The following is a 23,509-nucleotide window of genomic DNA, read 5'->3' on the forward strand; positions in this document are numbered from 1 at the left end:
GCGACCGTGTTGTACACGAGGCCCGAGACCACGCTTGCGGTGTCAGAGTTGCGGAAACCGGTGATGTTGCCAGTGAAGGTCGGGTTGGCCAATCCGTACTCGCGGCTGGCGTTGTCTGCGGTCACCGTGAGCAGCGCCTTGGTGATCGTCAGCGTGCCGGGTACATAGCTGAAATCATAATTGTCGGCAAAGGCCTCGCCCAGGTCGATGGTATAGCTGCCCACATCAGACGTAATGTCAGCAATGGTCGAGAAATTCGGGCCGGACAGGATCGCGCTTTCATCGTCGCCATTGACGAAGCCCGAATAGGTGACCGTGAACGCAGGGTCGCCCGCTCCGTATTGACGTGTCTGGTCGTTGGCCTGCGCGGTCAGCAGCGCCTTCAGGGTGGTGAGCGTGCCGGGAACGAAATCGAAGCCATAGCCGACATCGGACGTCAGCGAATTGCGGATGATGCCGATGAAGTCCAGACCGGCATTGCCGGAGTTTTCGCTGAACACATGCGGTGCGCCCGAATAGGCGTAACCGGCGCTATCGCCATTGACCAGCCCGGCCATTTGGAAGGTGAAGTCGGGCGTCGCCTCGCCATAGGTGCGCGTCGCATCATCGGCGGTGAAGGTGAGAATCGGCTGGCGCTGGAAGATGAAGAGGTTGCCGGTTTGCGCCACCGATCCCGGCGGGGCGTCGACAAAGGTGCGGTTGTACAGATTGTTGCCGACCAGGCCGCCCCGATTGATGGCATCGTAATCGGTGGCGTACACCAGGAAACGCCCGCCACCGGTCAGGCTGAAAGCGCTCGCGCCCGCCAGGTTGGTGAACACATCGCTCAGCACCACGATCGCATCGCCGGCACCGGAAGCAGTCAGCGACGCTCCGCTGTTGACCGTGACCGCCGTGTTGCCCGACGAACCGGCATTGAAGATGCTGATTTGCGAAGCGGTGATCGACCCCAAGGAGATCGCGCCGCTCTGCGAGAAAGTAAGGCCGCTGCCCGACTGGATGTTGAGCAGGACATTGCCCAGGCCAGCGTCGATAAAGCCATCCGGGCTGAATGCGATGACAGCATCGCCGGGATCACGGAACGCATCGACCACGCCATTGGCAACGCGATCGTTGGCGAACCCAGTGAAACTGCCGTTATCGGTGATGATGCCTGCGTTGATCAGGATCGAGCGGCCCGCGCGCAACGTCAGGTTGCCGCCATCGCCGGATGGGTTGTTGACAAGAATCGCGGCGTTGACGGTGATGTCGTTGTTCGCCTGAAGCGTCACGCCGGTGCCGCCCGACAGGATCGCGGCCAGCGCGCTGGCGCTGATCGTCACATCGGAGGCAGGGTTGTCGCTGAAATTGAGGCCGGGGAGCGCACCGGCACCCAGCGCGAAGAAATAGACAGCGCCCGAACCAGATACCTGGTTTTCAGGTCCGCCGTCGACGGATGCACCCACGACGAGTCGGCCACCATCGAGCGACACACCAGAACCGAATCCATCAAATGCTTCGAGACCATCCACGGAGAAGTCGTTTGGCCCAGTGTAACCACTGCCGATGATGGAAGCCAATGATGGCGCACCGAACGCGGCGTCCGAGAAGCCAATCAAATACGCCGCACCGGCAAAAGCAGTGCTGTCGGATGCTCCGGAATCGAGTGGCGCCCCAATGGCGAGCCTGTTGCCATCAAGCGACAGGGACTGCCCAAAACGGTCGTTTGAATTCAGTCGACTGATATTGAGGTCGCCAAGCCCGGAATAATCCCGCCCGATGGTGCCAGCGAGCGCGATGCCTGAAAAATCCGTGTCCGACATTGTGAACAGGTAAACAGCGCCGGTGTTGGCATCCACATTGGCAAATCCATCATCGTGTCTGGCTCCCACCGCCAGCCGCAGGCCTTGCAAGGACACCGCGCTGCCAAACTCGTCACCCGCCTCATGCTGGGAAAGCGAGACATTGTTTCCACCGCTATAGCCCGCACCGATGGTGGCTTCGAAAACCGGGCTGGAAAATGCGCTGTCGGCAAAGCTGAACAGATAGACCGCACCGCGATCTGTGAAAGCGTCTGCTGCCCCATCGTCGAGGGTAGAACCGACAGCAAGCCGGTTGCCATCAAGCGAAACCGAAGTGCCGAAGAAGTCACCAAAAGCGACTGGCACCGACAGGTCGTTGGGGCCACTCACGCCTGCGCCGATGATCGAGGCAAGCGCAGGCGTGCTGAAGGCAGCGTCCGAGAAGGTAAACAGGAAGACGGTGCCGCCATTGAGATTGTTTGCGCCAACCGCCAGCCGGTTGCCGTCCAGCGAGACCGAAGCGCCGAATCTCGCCGCTTGATCGAGGCCCAGAACATCAAAATTCTTGCCGCCGGTATAATCCTGGCCGAGAATACTTTCGAGCACCGGGGTGGCAAAATCTGCATTGGCAAAGCTGAACAGATACACCGCGCCGGTAGTGAATCCTGAGTCCTTATTGGCCCCGGTATCTGCACTTGCGCCGACCGCGAGCCGGTTGCCATCCAATGCCACCGCGCCGCCAAACTCGTCGCCCGATCGCAGCCCGAAAACCGGCGTGCTCAGCCCACGCGTATAGCCCGCGCCGATTTTGCCGCGCTGCTGCGCGCCGTTGAAGGCGGCATCTTCAAAGGTGAACAGATAGACCGCGCCAGCACCGTTCGATGCTGCAGCGTTACCAAAGCCGTCGTCGCCCAAGGCGCCAACCACGAGCCGGTTGCCATCCAGCGAGACCGAGGTGCCAAAGAAGTCAGCGCCGTCAAGATCAACGTTGAGGTCAACGTTTACGCCGAAGTCGAGAGCCCCATTGGCGAGGATTTCATCGATCGTACCATCGCTGAAATCGGTGTCGCTGAAGGTCAGCAGGTACACCGCACCAGAGCTGGAGGGGCTGGTTACGCCGATTGCAATGCCAGGCGTGCCGATTGCCAGCCTCACCCCGTCGAGCGACAGCGATGTGCCGAAAAAGCTGGTGTCGGTAAACCCGAATGGCGTGAAGACAGTGTCGACATCACCGGCACCGGCATAGCCTGCTCCGACGATCCCGCGCTGCTGGGCCGCATTGAATTCAAGGTCGGTGAAGGTAAACAGATAGGCGGCGCCTGCCGAAGACAGGATTTCCCCGCTGCCATCGTCGCCAACCGCGCCGACAGCCAGCCGCGTGCCATCAAGCGCAACCGCGGTGCCGAAGAAATCCTCGCTTTCGAGCGAGACGTCGAAGTTCTTTCCACCCGTATAGCCCGACCCAATCGTGGCTTCCAGGACCCCGCCTGCAAACTGCGCATTTGCAAAGGAGAACAGATACACCGCCCCCGACGCGGTCAAGCCGTTGCTGACACCGCTGTCGCCCTGCGCACCCACCGCCAGCCGGTTGCCGTCAAGCGAGACGGACACACCGAACAGGTCATCGGGATCAAGCGCGCCAATCGAGACGTTTTTGCCGCCAGAATAACCCGAACCGATAATCGCTTCCAGCGCACCTCCGCCAAACTGGCTGTCGGCAAAGCCGAACAGATACACCGCCCCGGCTCCAGCATTGGTGTTCGACACACCGTCATCGCCCAATGCACCCACGGCCAGCCGGTTGCCATCAAGCGAGACCGCATAGCCAAACTTGTCGTCGGCTTCGATTTCGGTGGGCCACAGGTTCTTGCCGCCGACATAGCCATGGCCGATCACCGACTGGAGCGTTGCGCCGCTAAACATGGCATCGGCAAAGCTGAACAGATAGACCGCGCCGGCGTCATTCAGGCTGTCGGTCACGCCGTCGTCCCCAGGCGCGCCAATCGCCAGCCGATTGCCATCAAGCGCCAGGGAGGTGCCAAACCCGTCGCCCATACCGACCGTCGTCAGCGACAGCGGCACCGGCGCGGCCAGATCCAGCACGACAGTGGGCCGATAGCCCGCACCGATGGACCCCTTGAGCTTGCCGCCGTTGAACGCGGAATCGGCAAAGGTGAAAAGATACACGCTGCCGCTATCGCTCATGGCATTGCCCGGCCCGTCATCGAGCAAGGCAGCCACCGCGAGGCGATTGCCATCCAGCGCAACGGAATAGCCAAAGAGGTCGATGTCATCGAGCGCGACATCGATATTCTTGCCGCCGGTATAGCCAGCGCCGATGATCGCTTCCTGCACCGGAGTGGCAAATCCGGCGTCGGCAAAGCTGAACAGATGCACCGCGCCAGCGGCAGTCAGCGTGTTGAGCGCGCCTTCGTCCTGCCGGTTGCCGACTGCCAGGCGATTGCCGTCAAGGGACACGCCCGAGCCAAACCGATTGGCCGTACCCAGCGTCGAGACATTGAAATCGTTGGGCCCGTCATAGCCCAGCCCGATCGTCGAGGCGTGTGCGCCACCGGTGAACAAGCTGCCGGAAAAGGTGAAGGTGTAGACCGCACCGATCGCGCTGCTGGTGCCGCCAACGTTGCCTGCGCCCTCGTCAAGCGGGGCCCCCACGACAAGACGGCCCCCATTGAGCGACACCGAAGATCCGAAACTGTCGTTGAAATCGAGCGGTGCCAGGTCGATGCTGCTGCTGCCGGTATAGCCCGATCCGATGGTCCCCAGCTGGGTTACGGCAAATGTTCCGGTATCGAACTGGAACAGGTGAACCGCGCCAGCATCGTCGATAGTGCCCGGATTGTTGAAACCATCATCGCCAGGAGCGCCGATTACCAGATCCATGCCCGAGAACGCGACCGAGGTTCCGAAATAGTCAAAGTTGTCCAGCGGGGTGTCGAAGTTCCCGGGCCCGGTGTATCCGGCGCCAAGGAGCCCAATCTGGGTGAGACCGGAAAACGCGCTATCGGCGAAGCTGAACAGATAGACGGCGCCAGTTTCGACCCGCAAATTCCCGAACCCGTCATCGCCATCGGCACCCACGGCGAGAAAGCCGACGCTGTTCAGCGACACCGATGTTCCGAAACGGTCATCGGGGTCGAGACTGGCGAGCGAGAGATTCTTGCCGCCGGAATAGCCCGAGCCGATCACGGCCTGCAGGGTTGGCGCGGCAAAATCGAGATCAGCGAAGGTCAGCAGATAGACCGCGCCAGATGCGACAGCGTCATTCGATGCGCCGGAGTCCCCTGGCGCACCGATGGCGAGGCGAAGGCCGTCCAGCGCAATCGATGCACCCAGCTGTTCGCTCGGGCCTATGCCCGGGGCCGCCAGCGACCGGGTCGGTCCACTGGCATAGCCGTTGCCGATCACACCGATCTGCGACAGACCGCTGAAGGCCCCGCCATAGCGGAACAGATGGACCGCACCGGCATTGTCGATCCCGCCAGACCGGCCATCATCCCCGGAAGCGCCCACCACCAGACGGCCCTGATCGATCGCCACGCTGGAGCCGAATGCGTCCGCGCTGGCCAGCCCGATCACCGACAGATTGCCGGACTGTGCGTAGCCCGCGCCAACCGTCGCGCTGAGGTTAGGCGAAGAGAAATCGGTGTCGAGGAAGGAGAACAGATAGACCGCACCGGCCTGAAGCCTGTCGTTGAACAGGCCATCATCGCCCCTGGCACCCACGGCCAGCAAACGGCCTTCCAGCGAGACCGCACTGCCCAGTTGGTCGAAGGTCGACAGACCGCCGACGGACAGGTTGTTGCCGCCCTCGTATTCGCTGCCGATCGTCGACGCGAGACTGAGACCCGTGAAGCCGGTGTCTGCGAAGGTGAACAGGTAGACTGCGCCTGCTTCTATGTTGGTGTTGCTTCCGCCGTCATCGCCGCTTGCGCCGATTGCAAGGCCCAGCCCGCTGATCGATGCCGCCGAGCCGAAACCATCACCTGCGTCCAAGGCCAGATCGAAATCGGCCGCCGTCGTGCCGTAACCAAGACCGATGGTGCCAACACGTTCGCCATTGTTGAACAGTGAATTGCTGAAGGTGTACAGTTGCACCGCGCCGGAATCGACTGCGCTGTCTGTCGCGCCATCATCGCCTGGCACGCCGACGGCAAGCTGCAGGCCTGACAGCGCCACGCTGGTGCCGAAACGGTCGACGGCCACGAGATCGGCAACCCCGACATCATTGGCACCGGTGCTGCTTGAATAGCCCCAGCCCAGCCGCGCGGCGAGTACGGGGCTGGCAAAGCTGGTATCGGCAAAGGTGAACAGATACACGGCGCCCGCGTCATTGCGGTCGCCTGCTGCGCCATCATCCCCCGGCGCGCCCACCGCGAGCTGCAGCCCGCTGAGCGACACAGCGGCACCGAATTCATCGCCATTGTCGAGCACGCCGACATTGAAGTTACCTGCGCCGGTATAGCCCTGGCCGATGACGCCGGTCAGCGTCGGGGTGGAAAAACCGGCATCGGCAAAGGTGAACAGGAACACTGCGCCCAGACTGACCTCACCGCCGCCAGCCTGTCGCGCACCCGGCACACCAATCGCCAGCTGCGTACCCCGCAAAGCCACCGATGCGCCCAGAAAGTCGTTGAAACTTCTGGGCAGCGCGGTGTTTTTCTGCGCGCCATAGCCGCTGCCCATCACCCCGGCAGAAACCGGAGCATCGAAAAGGTTCTCGCCCAGCGTGAACAGATAGGTCGCGCCGACATCGATATCGGTATCGGCAAAACCATCGTCGCCTGGCGCGCCGACGACCAGCCGGCCCTGATCCATCGCCAGCGCCGAACCGAAAAAGTCGCCGCTGTCCAGGCTGCCGATCGGCAGATCGCTGCTGGCCGCATAGCCCGAGCCGATCAGGCCGGTGAGCGAATAGGCCGTCGAAACCTGCGTGAACAGATAGACCTGCCCGGCATTGGGCAGGTTGTCGCCAGCACCGGCATCGCCCGGCGCACCGACCGCGAGCCTTGCGCCATCGAGCGCGAGTGCCGTGCCAAAGCGATCGCCGGCCACCAGCGCCGATACATTGATATCGCTGAAGCCATCATAGCCCAGGCCAAAGATCGCGGTGGATGTTCCCGAACTGAAGGTGTCGTCGCTGAACGCAAATTCGTACACCGCCCCGGCACCAAGATCGATATCCGAGGTTCCGGCATCGCCCGGCGCCCCGACGAACAGGCTGGTGCGCGACGAACTGAGCGCGACGGCGCTGCCGAAATTGTCGCTGGCGCCAAGCTGCGCCAGGTTGACATCCTTGCCCCCGCCATTGGCGCCGGACGCGATATATCCCTCGCGCACGCCGCCGTTGAAGGCCGTATCGGCAAAGGTGAACAGGTAGACGCCGCCTGAATCGGCAGGGGCACTTCCCTGGCCGTCATCGCCCGGCGCCCCGACAACCAGGGCGGTACCGCGCAAGGCAACCGATGCACCAAAGCTGTCGAAATTTTCGAGGCCCGAAACGTTGATGCTCTGTGCGCCGGTGAACCCGTCACCGACCTTGCCGACCAATGCTCCACCGCCGAACCGCGCATCGCCGAAGGTGAACAGGAACACCGACCCCACGCCGATTCCCGGCGGATCGCCGTTGCCGCTGTCGCCTGGCACGCCCACCGCCAGCCGGTTGCCGTCGAGCGCGACCCCCGCGCCGAAGCTGCTGCCGAATGACAGCGCAATCGAGACGTTCTTGGCGCCCGAATAGCCTGCGCCGATGATCGATTCGAGAACCGGTGCACCGAACGCCAGATCGGCAAAGCTGAACAGATAGACCGCGCCCAGCGAGAAACCGCTCATCGCCGCGCCCGGATCTTCCGGCACCCCGACCGCCAGCCTCAGCCCGTCCAGCGCAACGGAGCTGCCAAATCGCAGACCGGACGGACCGGATGTATCGCCAAGTCCCGGAACAGTGAAGTTGCCCGTGCCCGCAAAGCCATAGCCCAAAGTGTCAGCCAGCCGCGTTTCGGCAAAGTTCGCGCCGCCGAAGGTGAAAAGATAGACCGCGCCTGCATCGAGAGCCGAGAGTTGCTTGCCGGAATTGTTGATCGCCCCGACGGCCAACTGGTCGTTGTCCAGCGATACAGCGCTGCCAAAAGCCTCGCCGGGCAGCAGTTTCACCGCAAAATCGTCATTTTGCGAGTAACCCGCACCGATCACGCCGACCTGGCTGGTTCCGCTGAAGTCAGCAGCATCGAAGGTGAACAGATAGACTGCGCCTGCATCCAGCAGGGAATCGCCCAGCCCATCGTCGCCAGCCGCCCCCACGGCAAGCTGCGAGCCCTTGAGCGAGAGCGAACTGCCGAAAAAGTCCTGGTCGGTCGAACCCAGGCCCAGACCAGACGGCGTAAAATCGTTCAGTCCGCCATAGAATGCGCCGATGGTGGCCGCGACCGAGCCGCCGTCATAGTCGCTGGACCCGAAGGTGAACAGATAGGCCGCGCCGGTATTGAAGAAGTCATTCTGGAAACCATCGTCTCCCGGCGCACCGACAGCGAGCCGCAGCCCGCTCAGCGACACCGCCTTGCCGAACTCGTCGAACGAATCCAGGTCGGCAATGTCCAAATTGCTGACGCCCTCATAGCCCTTGCCGATGGTCGCAAGCAGATCGGTACTGCCATCGCCGAAACCGATGATATGCACAGCGCCAGCGTTGGTGACCGGGAACATCGGATCGCCGCCAGAGTCGCCGATGGCCCCCACCGCCATGGCATTGCCGCTCAGCGAAACCGATGTTCCGAACAATGCGCCTTCGCTGGCGATCGCGCCGGGAGCAAAAGAGGCAAAACTGACAAAGTCGCCCAGCTCGCCCGCAAAAAAGTCTTCGCGGGCGAAAAAGAACAGGTAGACCGCGCCTGCGTTGGCAGCCTCGTTGAACCTGCCATCATCACTGGGCGCACCGACCGCCAGACGCAATCCGTCCAGCGACACGCTTGTCCCGAACCGGTCATTGGCCTCCAGCCGCGCTACTGACAGATTCTTGCCGCCGGTGTAGCCCGATCCGACGATCGACTGAAGCACGGGGGCGCTGAAGCGGCTATCGCCGAACGTGAACAGGTAGACCGCGCCCGAACCCGGCTTGTCATTGCCTGCGCCGCCGTCTCCGGGCGCACCAACCGCCAGCCGGTTGCCGTTGAGCGATACCGACGTGCCAAATTTCTCGAACGGATCGAGCCCCTGACCAACCAGCGAAAGCCCATTGAAGCTGCTGTAGCCTGCCCCCAGTGTGCCGACCTGGCGGCCATCGTTGAAGTCGGTGTCACCAAAGGTGAAGAGGTAGACGGCACCGGCATCAGCGGCGATGTCCCCGCGCCCGTCGTCATTGCTGGTGCCCAGCACCAGACCGGAAAAGCCGAGCGCGAGCGAAGAGAGCGTGTCGCCTGCCCCCAGCCCGGCGATGGACTGGTTCCTTCCCCCCAGGCTGCCGTAATCGGCGCCGATCGTGCCGACCAGCAGCGGCCCCTGGAAAAAGGCATCGCTGAAATTGAACAGATAGGCAGCGCCTGTATCGGTCGCGGTCTCGGAAAGGCCATCATCGCCCGTGGCCAGGACGGCAAGGCTCTCTCCGCCGATCAGGCCCAGCGCCGAGCCGAACCGATCGTCAGCGCCCAACTGGAACAGGTCGACATCGTTAGGCCCGGTATAGCCCGAACCCAGGATCGATTGCAGCGTCGCGGTGCTGAAATCGCCCGATGCAAAGCTGTAGAGATAGGCCGCGCCGTGGTCCGATCCGGAATTGCCCTGACCGTCATCGCCGCGTGCACCGATCGCCAGGCCAAAGCCTGAAAGCGCCACCGCCGTGCCGAACAGGTCGCCATCGTCGAGCGCCACCGACACGTTCTTGCCGCCCGAATAGCCTGCCCCCATGATGCCTTCGAGCACGGGCGAAGCGAATGTGAGATCGGCAAAGGTGAACAGATACACCGCGCCGGTGTTCGAGGCGCTGTTGCTGTCTCCGTCATCCTCCAGGGCCCCCACCGCCAGCCGGAGGCCATTGAGCGACAGGCTGCTGCCAAAGGCATCGAGCGGTTCGAGGTTCACGCTCAGGCTCGACGGGCCCGAATAACCAGCGCCCAGCATGCCCAGCAACGTGCCGTTATTGAACTCGAAGTCGCTGAACCCGAAGAGATATACCTCGCCCGAGTTGGGCACGCCAGAACCGTCATCGGCCCCGCTGCCAAACGGTGCCCCCACCGCCAGGCGAATGTCGGACAGCGAAACCGAAAGCCCGAACCGGTCGTTCAGTTCCGGGCCGGCGATGGAGACATTCTTGCCGCCGGTATAGCCGGACCCGATGATCGCGTTGAGCACGGGCGCTGCAAAGCTGTTGTCGGCAAAGGTGAACAGATAGACCGCGCCGGTATTGGTCCGCGTGCCATCGGCGCCATCGTCACCCGGCACGCCTACCGCCAGCCGGTTCTCGTCAAGCGAGACCGCCGCCCCGAAGCCGTCCCCTGCCTCGAGCCCGGGCTGCGCCGGGGCGGTGGTGGGAAACGAACTGGCAAACGCCTGCAGCACCAGCCCGTACTGGCTGGGCGAATTGCTGGCATCGGCGATGATGATGTTCTTCGGATCGAGCAGCAGCTTGCCGCCGCGCTGGCCATCGCGCGCGGTTTCCACCGTGCCACGATAGACGAGCGTGTCCTTGCCCGAAATCTCGATCTGCCCGCCCAGACCGCCGACCAGACCGCCTTGCGCGATCGCGCTGCCCAGGAACGTGGTCTTCTCATCCGACCAGATGACGATTTCACCGGCGTTGCCGCGCATGCCGATGGCGGACACGTCGATCGTCACCGCATCGGTCGCCACCAGAGTCCGGGCGTTCAGCAGCTCGTCGACGTCGAGGCCCTTGCCGCCCTGAAATTCGCCGCCCAACCGTACCCGGCCACCACGGATGCCACCTTGCGCGTAAAATTGCGCCGAGAACAGGTCGAGCCGCGGCGCGCTGACATCGATCGAACCGCCAAAGCCGTGGCTGCCCGAGGCGCGGAACTTGCCCGACGAGATGATCTGCTGGTCAGAGGTATAACGGATCGTGCCGCCATGCAGGCCGCTGGCGTCGATGAACGCATCGCCGGTATCGATCGCGCGGCGCGTGGTGTGGATATCGACGCTGCCACCCTTGCCGAGTCCGGCATTGACCGTGATCCGCCCGGCCAGCGAGAACCCGCCCGCATCGAGATCGATCCTGCCGCCTGCCTCCGCGCCGCTGGCCGAGAGGATCGAGCCGAACGACAGGAAATCGCTGCCGGTGATGTGCGCGGTGCCACCCACCTTGCTGCCATCCAGATTGATCGTGCCATCCAGGATGGTGCGTGCAGCGTCGATGGTGAGCGTGCCGCCGGTGCCGCTGCCCGCCATCGCCGCCCCGGGTACAGCGCTCACGTCACCATCGATCACATTGGCCCAGCCGATATTGCTGGTTGCGCTGCCGTTGGCCGGTCGGGTGGCCGACACCACCGCATTGGTGGCGGACGAAAGGTCCATCCCGACATTTCTGCCGACCTGCACTTCGCCCGGTGCACCGATCGTCACCTTGGCCGCGACCAGCGAGACCTTGCCGTCCGCGCCGACCTGCATCGACGATGCCTGCGGCGTGCCGATGCGCACCGATTGGTTGACCAGATCGCGCGCCGCCGATGCAGTGATCTGCAGCGATCCGCCGCGGGCATCGACCACGCCATCGATCGCGACCAGGGCGCCCTTGTCGTCGGTCTGCGTCACCGCATCGCCGACCTGGAAGCGGATCAGGTTGTCGCCGTGCAGATCGAGCGTGAACGCCCGCGCCCCGCCGAACGCGATGCGGCCCATATGCGCGGTGATGATGCCATCGTTGGCGACCTGCGGCGCGACGAAGGCGGCGATTCCGGCATCGCGCACCGTGATCGTGCCATGGTTGGTGACCTTCGCCCCGGCGCGGCCGGGCGAGCCGAAACGCAACGCGCCGCCGCCCATGAACGCATCGTTGGCGATATCCGCACTGGTCGCCACCAGGCCTGCGACATCGACCCTGGCATCCTTGCCGAAGACGATGCCGTTGGCGTTGATCAGGTACACCTGGCCGTTGGCGGTCAGCTCGCCCATGATCTGGCTGATTTCCGGCCCGGTCACGCGGTTGAGCGCGATCGAGCGGGCATTTGGCTGGCGGAAATCGACACCCTGGCCTGCGCCGATCGAGAAATTGTCCCAATTGATGATCACCCGGTCGCTCGACTGGTCGATGCGTACGCGGTCGGTGCCCTGGCCGTTGATCGTCGCGCTGCCGGCCACCACCGTGCCGCCGCCGGGATTGGCCATCGCTGCCTGCGAAGACACGATGGCAAGCCCCGCTGCTCCGGTGCGCAGCGCCACCTGCCAGCTGGTGAGCCGCTGGGCGCGCTGGTTGATCGTCCGGTAAATGCTCATCGCGTCGCCCCGATCGAGAAGAAGATCCGCGGATCGCTGCTGCCATCGGGCGTGAAGCGCGCCTTGCCGGGCCAGGCGGCGTAGATTTCACCGTACAGGCCATAAGGCAGCGCAACGCGCGACCCGCCGCCTGCCGACCAAAGTTCGGTCACGCGCAGCTCAGCGAAATCAAGCCGGCCGCTCTGGCGCAGGATGCCCGCATCGACAAACACAAAGGGCTGCAAGGTGACGGGACCCAGCGTCAGTCGGTCATTCACTTCCAGTGCGACATTGACGCAATGGTCGCCGCCCGCCGCGCCGTAATCATAGGCACGGCCAAAGCGGTCGCCACCGAAATTGCACTCGCGCGATGCCGAGGCTCCACCGTTGAGGCCCATCTGCGCCTCAGCATTGACCCGAACGCGCGCCGTGCCGGCCAGCGGCGCGGTCCAGATCAGCGAAGCATTGGCAGCGGTGAATTCGGGATCGCCCTGGCTGCGGCTGCGCAAGGGGTTGAACCGCCCGGTCGCGCCCAGGCCATCGATCCCCTGGCTCATACCCAGCCGGAAAAGCCCGGTGCTGCCATCGGCAGACGCCCAGTCGTAGCTGCCGTACAGCTCGTAGAAGCGGCTGCGATCATCAATCAATGTCACACCGAAGATGCCGCTGTCCGAATTGATCGCGGTGCCTTCCAGCCCGACGATCAGGCTGGAGTTGCGCGTGCGGCGGAGCGGATAGCTCAACCCTGCACGAACCACCTCTTCCTCGCCGCGGAACTGCAGGATCGAGAGGAAACCGCGCACCGCGCGCGAGCGGGCCCGCGAATAGGAGATCGTGCCCACCAGCCCGTCATCGGTGATCGGCGCGCTGTACTGGGCAAAGCCCGAGATGAAACCTTCGGTCGGCAAGGTCATGCGCGCATCGAGCACCAGCTGGTCGCCGGGCAGCAGCACCGAGTTGGCGGTGGCACCTGCGCGATACCGGCGATCGCCCAGATTGTCGCGGATGCGGTTGTCGAACTGGGCTTCCAGCACCACCGGATCGAGATCGACCACCACCAGCAGATTGGCCGAACCCGGGGTGGTTTCGGACGGGCGCACCACCACCGAGACGTCCATGCCGCCGAGGTCCCCTGCGGTCAGGATCGCGCGCTCCAGCTCGTCGACCATCACCGGGCCGCGCTTGAGCAGCGGCGTGAAGCGGCGGCGGATCATGTCGGTCAGCCGAGTCTCGCCGACAAGCCCGGCGCCAGACTTGAGCTGCACCTCCAGCGCATCGACGCTGCCCTCGACCACCTGCAGCACGACGACACCGTCGCTGATCTGCTGGGCAGGGACGATGGCGAAGGACAATGCGAAGCCAGCCTCGGCATAGACGCGGGTGAGCAGATCGGCAGCGCGGTAGATGTCCGCAAGCGTCAGCTCCTGGCCCAGAAACGGCGCCAGCGGTGCCTGCAGCCGGTCTTCGTCGAGATAGTTGAAGCCCTGGATGCGGAATTTGGTGACCAGGACCTTGGCGGTATCATCGACGGTGCTGGGGTCGGTACGGGGCCGGTCGATGGTGAAGGGGTTGCGCGGCGTCGACAGGGGGACGTCTGGCGCGCGGTTCTCGCGCTCGAAAGTGCCTGCAGGCGGACGCACCGATCCGGGCAGCACCTGTGCCGATGCCAGCGCAGGCAGCAGCAGGCCGCAGCCTGCCAAGGCCATTGCGCACCCGCGCGCCATCGCAGCCAGCCGGCCGCATTCCAGATTCAGTATCCGCGAGATCGTCATGCGGTTTTCAGGTTCCAGAACCCCGAAGGGATTAGAGAGGGTGCGACCCCGCCTCGGAACGTCAGGAATCGAGCTGCCGCAATCGGTTAACAGCTCTTGCAATCTGTCGTGTGCAACAGATCACAAGGACTTGGAAACCGGATCAACGTCCAGCGCCATTGCCTGCAAGGATAAACCGTTTTGCTGTGAAACCAGCCGACCCCGCCCCTGCGCGCGATTAAGCATTTGCCGGCAAAAAAGGCAAGCGAATGAAAGGCTTTTTGCACCGAAAGAGGCGGTGAACGACCTATCAACCCTGTATCGGGCAGCCGGCGGTCAGCGCGCCAGCGCGGCGGGGTTGCGCAGGACCAGATTGTCGACGCTGACCCCCTCGGTCCACCGCCCCGAACGACGGAACTGGCCGATGCAGTTGGGCTCCAGATAGATGATCGAAACGGGCTGTTCGAGCGCCGCGAGACGGTCCGCCACCGGGGCCATGATCGCATCGCCAAATGGATCGTAGAAGAAGCATAGCAGATCAACGTCGACGGGCGGTTCGTAGCGCGCTGCGTCCATGCACACGAACTCGACCGGCGCGGCAAGACCACCCTTGGCCGCCATGATCTCGCGGTTGCGTTCGGCAATCGCCACCAGTTCCGGTGCGAACTCCACCTCGATGACACGGGCAAAGGGAAAACGCGCAGCCTCCAGCACGGCCCGGCCCTTGCCGCAGCCATAATCGATGAACACGGTGCGGGCGAAATCGATGTCGAGGTCGGCAAACCAGGTGGGCATGTTCTTGCCACTGCTCGCCTGATAGCGCCGGGCATGCGCGGCCACGCCTGGATCGACGGCCAGCGTGTGCAGTTCGCGCACCGCGAAGGTATCGGTGCCCCATTGCGCGTCAAAGGCGCGAAACTGGCGGTTGCGGGCGCGGGCACGCGGCGTCATCTCGCGCGCATGATAGACGATGTTGTGTCCCACCAGACGCACGATCTCGGCGGGCGAACGGCCCTTGAGGCGCTGGGTGATCGATGACAGCATGCAGCAGAGGGCCTTTGTGGTTGACGCGGGTCGGCAAAGTTCGGCAGGCCTCAAGCCCTAACGCAGCGGCCCGGCGCTTAAAACCGGTTTAACCATGAAATGCCGGACCGGGGCGCCCGATGCCACCGCGCAACCGGTCGGGGAGAGAACGACACATGACCCAAGCCATCCAGATCACGTCGAACGGTGCCGTCGAGACGGTCACGCTGAACCGTCCCGAAGCGCTCAATGCGATGGACGAGGCGATGATCATGGGCCTGCAGGACTATTTGCGCAGCCTCCACGACCGGCACGACGTGCGCGTGGTGATCCTGCGGGCAGAGGGCCGCGCCTTTTGCGCCGGGCTTGACCTGAAGGGCTGGACGCCGCGCGCGGACGAGGGCGCGGTGCATGCCGGCTGGCGGACGCAGCGCGCGATCGCGACGGTGATGCAGCTGATGCGCAGCTGTCCGCAGCCGATCATCGCCTGCGCGCAGGGCGCGGCGTGCGGCGGCGGCATGTCGCTGCTGCTCGCCAGCGATGTGCGTTATTGCACGCCTGATTTCCGCATGAACGCAGCCTATATCCGTATCGGCCTGGGCGGGTGCGACATGGGATCGAGCTATTTCCTGCCCCGGCTGGTGGGCAGTTCGCTCGCCTCCGAGATGATCCTGTCGGGCCGGTTCGTCGGGGCCGAGCGCGCGCTGGCGGCCGGCTTCGTCAGCGAGATTGCAGACATGGACTCGATCGGCAGCAGGGCAGAGGCGCTTGCCGCCGACATGCTGCTCGCCAGCCCGATGGGGCTCAGGCTCAGCAAGGATGCGCTGAATCGCAACATCGACGCGCCCGGATTCGAGGCCGCGCTGGCGCTCGAGGACCGCCAGCAGATCCTGCTGAGCATGACCGAGGATTATGCCGAGGCCCGCCGCGCGTTCATGGAAAAGCGCCCGCCGGCGTTTCGCGACCGCTGAGGGGGAAATCACGAGGCCGCGCTGCACCGGCCTTGCCGTAACGTCCGCGCAGCATCGCGCGCAAACGGCCCGGAAATCGGCTGTTTTCAGGCCATTCGCGCTTTGCTTTTGCGCGCTTCCGGTGCAGATTGCACGCCAACAAGCACATGCCAAAAGAGGTGAGGACGATGACCGAAGACGAAGACCTGGAAAGCTTCCGCGCGGAAGTACGCGCGTTTCTCGATGCCGAACTGCCGCCCGAAAAGCGTTTCGCCGCCGATGGCTTTGCCAACTCCAGCAAGGAGCTGACCGCCTGGTGGCAGGGCGTGCGCGCCAAGCGCGGATGGGGTGCCCCCGGCTGGCCCAAGCAATATGGCGGCTGCGAATGGTCGCTTGCCCAGAAGCGCATCTTTGCCGACGAATCGACCAAGGCGGGCGCGCCTTCGTACAGCCCGTTCGGCATCACCATGGTCGCGCCCGTCATCTACACCTTCGGCACCGAAGAGCAGAAGGCAGAGCATCTGCCGCACATTCTCGATGGCACGCGCTTCTGGTGCCAGGGCTATTCGGAGCCGGGCGCAGGATCGGACCTGGCCAGCCTGAAGACCCGCGCGATCCGTGATGGCGATGATTATGTCGTCAACGGCCAGAAAACCTGGACCACGCAGGGCCACTGGGCGGACTGGATCTTCTGCCTGGTGCGCACCAACACCGAAGTGAAGCAGCAGAACGGCATCTCGTTCCTGCTGATCGACATGAACACGCCGGGTATCGAAGTCCGCCCGATCCGCACCATCGATGGCATGCACCACCTCAACGAGGTGTTCTTCACCGATGTACGCGTGCCGGTGAAGAACCTGGTCGGCAACGAGAACGACGGCTGGACCTATGCCAAGTTCCTGCTGGGCAACGAGCGTGCCGGGATTGCCGGTGTCACCCGCACCAGCGGCGACATCGCGCGCCTGCGCGAATGGGCGGCGTCGACCGAGCATTTCATCGATCCGCCGATCAACGATCCCCGCATTGCGCAGCGGCTCGATGATCTCGAACAGCGGCTCGCCAAGCTGGCGGCGCTGGAAGCCCGCGCGCTCGAATCGCCCAGCCAGTCGATGGAAGCGATGCGGCTGGTAGCCCCCTTGAAGCTGCTGGGAACCGAGCTGTCGCAGGACGTATCGGAACTGGCGCTGGATATCGCAGGACCGGCAGCCTTGCCGCGTCCGGCGGAAAACCCGGCGCACCCCTATGGCCAGGAAGGCGAGCACGCGATGTCGGTGTTCCTCTTCGGCCGCGCGCAGTCGATCTATGGCGGCACCAACGAGGTGCAGAAGAACATTCTCGCCAAGATGATGGCCGCCGGGCTCTAAGACACCGCCTTTTCCGTCTGTCCCGAGCGAAGTCGAGGGACGTGCGCACAAGACCTGGCGCGGATGACCGCATCCGCGCCAGGCAGATATTCAGGACAAGACACCCATGTTTGCACCCAATGATGATCAGCAGCTGCTGATCGACAGTGCCCGCCGCTTTACCCAGAAACATTATGCCGACGACAAGCTCGGCCAGATGGGCGAGGCTCCGCTCAACACCACGCTGTGGGCCGAGATGGCCGAGGCCGGCTGGCTGATGCTGCCGTTTGCCGAGGCCGATGGCGGCCTGCAGGGCGAAGGCCAGTCGGGCCTGGGCGATTGCGTCAGCCTGTTCGAGGTTCTGGGCGAAGGCCTGGTGGTCGAGCCGGTGCTGGCGAGCACCATCCTGGCTGGCGGCCTGATCGCCGCGAGCGCTGAATCGCAGCAGCGCAGTGATCTGATCGAGGGCATCGTCTCGGGCGGCGCGCCGATCGGCGTGGCGCTGCACGAACCACGCGCGCGCCACGACATCTGGTATTGCGAAGCCCGCGCCACACGGAGCGGCGACGGCTGGACGCTCTCGGGCCACAAGTCGCTCGCGCATGGCGCAGCGGCGGCGGAAACGATCATCGTCTTGGCGCGGATCGACGGCGAACCCGGCAGCGGCGACGCGGGCCTCGGCCTGTTCCTCGTCCCCGCCGATGGCGCGGGCGTCACCGTGACCCCCTATCGCCTACGCGACGATCATTGGGCTGCCGATGTGGCGCTCGACAATGCTGCAGTCGGCGCAGACGCGCTGCTGCTGGACACCGGCGCTGCAGCCGAAGCCCTGCACAAGGTGATCGACAAGGCGCGGCTGCTGCTGGCCGCCGAAGGCACCGGCATCATGCGCCGCCTGTGCCTCGCCACGCAGGCCTATACCATGGACCGCAAGCAGTTCGGCGTGCCGCTCGCCACGTTCCAGGTGCTGCAGCACCGGATGGTCGACATGTCGGTCGCCTTCGATCAGACCCGGTCTCTGGTCTATGAAGCCGTCACCCATGATGCGGCAGGCGATGCCGACGCCATGACCCGCGCCGCGCGCGCCGCCTATCGTGCGGTCAGCGAGGACGGGGTCGAGGTCGGCAAGCAGGCGGTCCAGCTGCACGGCGGCATGGGCATGTCCGAAGAGCTGCCGCTGGGCCGCGCGCTGCGCCGCCTGCTGGCGATCCGTCAGGCGTTTCCGCTCTGATCATTCGGTTTCAAGCCCTTGCGTCACCCGGCTTTTGCCAGGGTGACGCGAGGACCTGAAACACGGCGCGTTCAAAGCGCGTCGAAGTCGATCGGCGCGTGCCGGTCGAGACGCCGCGAGGCGTCTGCCATAGGGTATTTCAATCCGGTCGCGCAATTGAACAGCACCACGCGATCCGCTGCGCTCACCAGCCCGGCGGACAAGGCGTCATGATAAGCCGCCAGCGTCGCGCCGCCTTCGGGACACAGCAGCAACCCGTCGCGCTGCGCCGCCTGCTCGACTGCTGCCTCGATCGCGGCATCCTCGACCGCCAGCGCCTTGCCGCCGCTTTCCCGCACCGCGCGCAGGATCAGGAAATCGCCCACCGCGCGCGGCACGCGGATGCCCGCCGCCACGGTCTGGGCACTTTCCCAGCGCTCGGCATGCTCGACGCCGTCATCGAACGCCTTGACGATCGGCGCACAGCCCGCCGCCTGCACCGCGAACATCTTCGGCCGCTCCGGCCCGATCCAGCCCAGGGCTTCCAGCTCGTCGAACGCCTTCCACATGCCGATCAGCCCGGTGCCGCCGCCGGTGGGGTAGAAGATCGCATCCGGCAGGGTCCAGCCGAACTGCGCGGCGAGCTCCAGCCCCATCGTCTTCTTGCCCTCGATCCGATAGGGCTCCTTCAGCGTCGAGAAATCGAACCAGCGGCCCTGTTTGGCGCCCTCGCCAACGATCGCGCCGCAATCATCGATCAGCCCGTTGACCCGCCACACGCGCGCGCCCTGCAGTGCAATCTCCTGCACGTTGATGTCGGGCGTGTCCTCGGGGCAGAACACGATCGTCTCGATGCCGCAGCGGGTCGCATAAGCCGCGAGCGCCGCGCCGGCGTTGCCGTTGGTCGGCATCGCAATCCGCGTGATCCCGAGCGCCTTGGCCATGGCAACGGCCATCACCAGCCCGCGCGCCTTGAACGATCCGGTGGGCAGACGGCCCTCGTCCTTGACCAGCACGTTCGGCCCCCCCGATACCGGCAGCGGCACCAGAGGCGTTTCGATCTCGCCCAGGCTGACGATATGCTGCGCCTGCCGCACCGGCAGCAGCTCGCGCCAGCGCCACAGATCGGTCGCGCGCGCCGCCAGTTCGTCCCGGTCGAGATGCGCGGCGATGCCAGGCAGATCGTAGCGCACCAGCAAGGGCCGGCCCACGCGCGACAGGCCGTGCACCTGATCGGCGGGATAGACTTCCCCGGTCATCGAACATTCGAGATGGGTGACGAAGCTTGCGCGGTCGGCGGTAATGTTGGTCAGCAGGGGCATTGGTGGGGGAGTCTCCATGCCCGGTTCGGGCGACAGGGGTTCATCACGGGGTCTTCATCGACATAACATTCAGCGACAGGCTGTCAGCGGAACGGCAGCCGCATCGCCCAGCCAAGCCGGGTCGTTTCCGGGCCCGGATAATCGCCCAGCCCGATCTGCATCGTCTGGTGTCCGCCACTGGGGCGCGGGCAATAGGTGCGGAAGAGCCGGTCCCAGATCGACAGGCAGAAGCCGTAGTTGGTGTCATGCTCGACCCGGCGGGTGCTGTGATGCACCCGGTGCATGTCGGGCGTCACGATCACCCATCGCAGCACACTGTCGAGCCACAAGGGTAGCGCCAGATTGGCGTGGTTGAACATCGGCAGCACCGCGAGCAACAGCTCGAACACGATCAGCGCCCATAACGGCGCGCCCAGCGCCAGCGCGACACCCATCTTGAACAGCATCGACAGGCCGATCTCCAGCGGGTGAAACCGCAGCGCCGTCGACATGTCGAGATCGCGGTCGGCATGGTGGACCCGGTGCAGCCGCCACAGCCATGGCAGCCTGTGTGTCGCCCAGTGCTGCGCCCAGACGGCAAGGTCGAGCAGCGCGATGGCCAGCACACCCTGTACCCAGCCGGGAAGCCCCGTCAGCGGCAGCAGACCGAAATCGGGCTGCGGCGCATAGCCTGTCGCCGCACCGAACACAGCTATGGACACCAACGCCTGCACCCCGCGCTCGACCGGCATGTTGACCAGCACAAAGCCGATATGCGCAGGCCAGCGGCGCGATCTAGCGAGGCTGCGGCGGCGGCGCGGAAACAGCGCCTCGGCCAGCAACAGCGCCAGCGCGGTGCCCAGCAGCACCAGACTGATCAGCCATGGCTGGCCGCTGGCGATCATGAGGCTGTGGCAGCCTCTGCTCCGGTGACCTGCTGCTGCTCCATCGTCGGATAATCGGTATAGCCTTCCGGCCCCTGTCCGTACCAACGCTTGGGATTGTCGGGCGTCAGCGGCGCATCGGCTGCCAGCCGCGCGGGCAGATCGGGATTCGCGAGGAACGTCCGGCCAAAGCTGATCGCATCGGCGCAGCCCTCGGCCATCGCGGCGGTCGCATTCTCCAGCACGTAATCGCTGTTCAGCACCAGCGGTCCGGCGAACACCTTGCGGATATGCGGGCTGACCGGCGGCGTATCGCTCGCACCGAAGGTGCCGTTGGCAGGCGGCTCGCGCAGTTCCAGGAACGCGATGCCGATGCTGTCGAGCAAGGCCGCCGCAGCGGTGAAGGTGGCGTCGGGCGTCGCGTCGTTGACACCCTGCGTCTCGCCATTGGGCGACAGGCGCACCGAGACATGATCGTGGCTCCACACATCGACCAGCCGCTCGGTGATCTCGCCCAGCAGGCGGATGCGGTTTTCGATTGCGCCGCCATAATCGTCGTCGCGCAGGTTGGACGACGAGCGGATGAACTGGTCGATCAGATAGCCATTGGCCGCGTGGATCTGCACGCCGTCGAACCCGGCGCGGCGCGCGTTCTCGGTGGCGCGGGCATAGTCCTCGATCACGCGCGGAATCTCGTCGACCGGCAGCGCGCGGGCGGTATCATAAGCCTTGGTGCCCTCGTATGTGTGGGCGTGATAATCGAACCGGGTGGCCGAGGCCGAGATCGGCGGCTTTCCGCCGATGAAATCCGAGTGCACCAGCCGGCCCATGTGCCACAGTTGGCAGATGATGCGTCCGCCCGCCTTGTGCACCTGCTCGGTGATCGGCTTCCAGGCTTCGACCTGCTCGTCGTTCCAGATGCCCGGCGCGTAAGGTGTGCCGAGCCCTTCGGGGCTGATTCCGGTGGCTTCCGAAATGATCAACCCCGCGCTGGCGCGCTGCGCATAATATTCGCCCATCATCGGCACTGGAACGTGCGCCCTGGTCGAACGACAGCGGGTGAGCGGCGCCATGAGAATGCGATTGGGGCAGGCAATCGCGCCCAGCTGGATGGGGTCGAACAGGGTGGCCATGGTCATCGCATCTCCGTCTTGAGCTGCCGGGCATTTTGCCGAGACAGCGTTTGAGCGATTGGCTAAGGCCCCGCGATGACAAAAGCAACCGAGCGCGGTGGCGGGCTGGCGCTGCTCGCGCTGATTCTCGCCAATGTGGCGCTGGCATTCGGTCCGCTGTTCGTGCGGATGGCAGACACCGGACCGGTGTCTGCCGGCTTCTGGCGGCTGACCCTGGCGCTGCCGGTGCTGATCCTCATCGCGCTGCAGCGGCGCGAGCCGCTCGCGGGCTATCGCGCCGGCATCTGGTGGATGCTCGCGCTGGGCGGCGTTGCCTTTGCGCTGGACCTGGCCAGCTGGAACTTCGGCATCGAGCGCACCAAGCTCGCCAACTCCGTCCTGTTCGGCAACATGGGCAGCATCATCCTGGTCATTTACGGCTTCATCATCAGCCGGGCCTGGCCGCAGAGAGCCGAAGCTGCCGCAGTGGTGCTGGCGATCGTCGGGGCTGGCCTGCTGATGGGGGCTTCGTACGAACTCGACGTGCGCAACCTGATCGGCGACCTGTTCTGCCTGGCTGCGGGCGTGCTGTATGTCGTCTATCTGCTGAGCATCCGGCATGTCCGGGGCGATCTGGGCAGCTGGTCGGTGCTGGTCTGGTCGACGGTGTTCGGCGTCGTCCCGATGCTCGCCATTGCGCTGCTGCTGGGAGAACCGGTCTGGCCGACCGACTGGACGCCGGTGCTGCTGCTGGCTTTGGTGTGCCAGCTAATTGGTCAAGGGCTGATGGTCTATGCGGTCAGCCACTTTTCGCCGGTGGTGCTGGGCATCGCGCTACTCAGCCAGCCGGTGATCGCATCGGTTGTCGGCTGGATCGCATTCGACGAGTGGCTGTCGTTGACCGACTGGGTCGGCATGATCGCCATCGGCATCGCACTGGTGCTGGTGCGACTGCCCGAAGCGCGCCGCTCGGCGCGGCTTGCAGGTTCGCCTGCGGCTTCCTAATTGAAAGAGCATCCAAGGAGGCTCACGCCGATGTACCGTCCGACCAAGCTCGATATCCTGCCCGCCGACCCGACGCTGGACGAGGCGCGACTGTTCCTGCCCCCGTTCATCGCGGATGAAGCCGTATTCGATGGCTGGACACCGGCGGCGCGCGATGCCGCCGGCAGCGCGCAAGGGCTGGATGCAGGGCTGGCGCAACTGGCGTTCGATCAGGGACCGATGGACATGATCGACGCCTGGATCGGCCATATCGATGCCCGCATGATCGAAGCCTTTCCGCCCGAGCGCGTGGCCGCGATGAAGATCCGCGAACGCATCCGCGCGATCGTTGCCTTCCGGTTCGAGGCGGTGGCGCACCAGCGCGAGGCGCTGCGCCGCGCAACGGCGATCATGGCGCTGCCCGCCAACATCGCCCGCACCGCGCGCATCTCGTGGCGCACGGCGGACCTGATGTGGCGGTTGGCCGGCGATACCGCGACGGATTACAATCACTATACCAAGCGCACGATCCTCTCGGGCGTCTATGGCTCGACGCTGATGGCGTTTCTGGACGACGAAAGCGCCGACTTTGCCGACACCCACGCCTTTCTGGAACGCCGCATCGACAATGTGATGCAGTTTGAGAAAGCCAAGGCCAAGTGGACCGGCAAGGGCGAAAGCCTGAGCCTGTCGCGCTTCCTGGGCCGCTTGCGGTACCCGGCGCGATAGAACGCCC

General features: G+C 64.7%; 11 protein-coding genes. 5 read left to right on the forward strand and 6 right to left on the reverse strand.

What is annotated here, in order from left to right; translation table 11 throughout:
- The 3 genes from D618_RS19750 to D618_RS19115 form a co-directional block, all read right to left on the reverse strand.
- Window positions 1-12,236 (reverse strand): MBG domain-containing protein (locus D618_RS19750; RefSeq protein WP_017672113.1); only part of this gene is annotated, 12,236 nt, incomplete at its 3' end.
- On the reverse strand, window positions 12,233-13,987 hold the full coding sequence (locus tag D618_RS0113780) for a POTRA domain-containing protein (RefSeq protein ID WP_017672114.1): 1,755 nt from the start codon (window positions 13,985-13,987) through the stop codon (window positions 12,233-12,235). The genes D618_RS0113780 and D618_RS19750, both read right to left, overlap by 4 nt.
- A 315-nt stretch (window positions 13,988-14,302) precedes the next feature.
- On the reverse strand, window positions 14,303-15,010 hold the full coding sequence (locus D618_RS19115; RefSeq protein WP_017672115.1) for a methyltransferase domain-containing protein: 708 nt from the start codon (window positions 15,008-15,010) through the stop codon (window positions 14,303-14,305).
- Window positions 15,011-15,165: 155 nt separating this feature from the next.
- Between D618_RS19115 and D618_RS0113790 the strand changes: the two genes are divergently transcribed.
- From D618_RS0113790 to D618_RS18490, 3 genes are all read left to right on the forward strand, one after another.
- Complete coding sequence (locus D618_RS0113790; RefSeq protein ID WP_017672116.1) at window positions 15,166-15,960, forward strand: enoyl-CoA hydratase/isomerase family protein; 795 nt, start codon at window positions 15,166-15,168, stop codon at window positions 15,958-15,960.
- Window positions 15,961-16,127: 167 nt separating this feature from the next.
- Window positions 16,128-17,303: an acyl-CoA dehydrogenase family protein gene (locus D618_RS0113795; RefSeq protein WP_017672117.1), complete on the forward strand. Its 1,176-nt coding sequence runs from the start codon at window positions 16,128-16,130 to the stop codon at window positions 17,301-17,303.
- Between the two features lie 106 nt (window positions 17,304-17,409).
- Complete coding sequence (locus D618_RS18490) at window positions 17,410-18,513, forward strand: acyl-CoA dehydrogenase (protein ID WP_017672118.1); 1,104 nt, start codon at window positions 17,410-17,412, stop codon at window positions 18,511-18,513.
- Between the two features lie 71 nt (window positions 18,514-18,584).
- On the opposite strand, the gene D618_RS0113805 is transcribed toward D618_RS18490, so the two are convergent.
- The 3 genes from D618_RS0113805 to D618_RS0113815 all read right to left on the reverse strand — a co-directional run bounded on the left by D618_RS0113805 (window position 18,585) and on the right by D618_RS0113815 (window position 21,810).
- Complete coding sequence (locus D618_RS0113805) at window positions 18,585-19,814, reverse strand: threonine synthase (protein WP_017672119.1); 1,230 nt, start codon at window positions 19,812-19,814, stop codon at window positions 18,585-18,587.
- A gap of 83 nt (window positions 19,815-19,897) precedes the next feature.
- Window positions 19,898-20,698 (reverse strand): sterol desaturase family protein, encoded by an 801-nt coding sequence (locus D618_RS0113810; RefSeq protein WP_017672120.1) that lies wholly within the window; start codon window positions 20,696-20,698, stop codon window positions 19,898-19,900.
- The gene (locus tag D618_RS0113815; RefSeq protein WP_040370815.1) at window positions 20,695-21,810 is read right to left on the reverse strand and encodes an alkene reductase; all 1,116 of its coding nucleotides are present in this window, start codon (window positions 21,808-21,810) and stop codon (window positions 20,695-20,697) included. The genes D618_RS0113810 and D618_RS0113815 overlap by 4 nt, the downstream gene beginning before the upstream one ends.
- Before the next feature lie 75 nt (window positions 21,811-21,885).
- Between D618_RS0113815 and D618_RS0113820 the strand changes: the two genes are divergently transcribed.
- A complete protein-coding gene (locus D618_RS0113820) occupies window positions 21,886-22,794 on the forward strand; it encodes a DMT family transporter (RefSeq protein WP_017672122.1) in 909 nt (302 codons plus the stop codon).
- A gap of 30 nt (window positions 22,795-22,824) precedes the next feature.
- Complete coding sequence (locus D618_RS0113825; RefSeq protein WP_017672123.1) at window positions 22,825-23,502, forward strand: COQ9 family protein; 678 nt, start codon at window positions 22,825-22,827, stop codon at window positions 23,500-23,502.
- Window positions 23,503-23,509: the final 7 nt, after the last annotated feature.

Origin of the sequence: Blastomonas sp. AAP53 (assembly GCF_000331245.1) — a bacterium.
Classification (GTDB): Bacteria; Pseudomonadota; Alphaproteobacteria; order Sphingomonadales; family Sphingomonadaceae; genus Blastomonas.